Raw genomic sequence first — 776 nt, forward strand, 5'->3', positions numbered from 1 at the left:
TTGTAGACCCATTGCAGCAGGAATTAATAGCTTCTATTGCATTAGCATTAAAGATCTCATCGACTATGCCACAAAGTTTTAATCTTGAAGATATATAGCCATTAACCTCGTCTTTGGATATACCTTCATAATTATAGTTAATTACAATTCGCTGCTTTAAAGCATCATGTATTTGTTTTGATAAGATGTTATTTAACAACGGTTGTCCAGAAAGTATTAATATGGCATAGTTTTTTGAGTCCATATCAAAGTTTAGCAACAGTTTCAAGTCATTTAAAACATCTGTTTTAAGGTATTGTGCTTCGTCTATCATAATAAGGGGTATAATTTTTTTATCTCTAGATAATGAAATTATTCTTTCCTGTATGCCTTTAAAGAGATCTATTTTCTTTGAATAGGGCTCCACTCCCAAGCCGTAGGCTATCGATTTATAAAATTCTAATACTGTAACAGTAGATAATGTAATATAAATAATCTTGTACAAATTTGGATTTAGACTGTTTACGAAACATCTTAAGGTATAGGTTTTTCCAGTGCCTGGAAGTCCAGTAAAAAGTCCGATGCCTTTAATATTTTTAAGATGTTCCATTCTTGACATTGCTTGCGCAAAATCGCCAGATTTATAAAAATTCTTTTCACTTAAGCTTTTTTCAAAAGGATTAAACTCCATTCCCCAATATGCTTTATACATTTTTATTTACCTCCGTTTATCTTAGAATAATCAATAACATTTCTTTTTACTTTAGAGTTATCTACACGTTTAAGAGGATATACAA

At 30.4% G+C, this 776-nt stretch carries 1 protein-coding gene; it reads right to left on the reverse strand.

Going from position 1 to position 776, the window contains the following annotated elements:
- Positions 1-691: ExeA family protein (locus KPL38_RS19425; RefSeq protein ID WP_216290770.1), on the reverse strand; the 691-nt coding region annotated here is incomplete at its 3' end.
- Between the last annotated feature and the right edge of the window lie 85 nt (positions 692-776).

This window comes from Clostridium psychrophilum (genome assembly GCF_018861705.1).
GTDB lineage: Bacteria > Bacillota > Clostridia > Clostridiales > Clostridiaceae > Clostridium_AD > Clostridium_AD psychrophilum.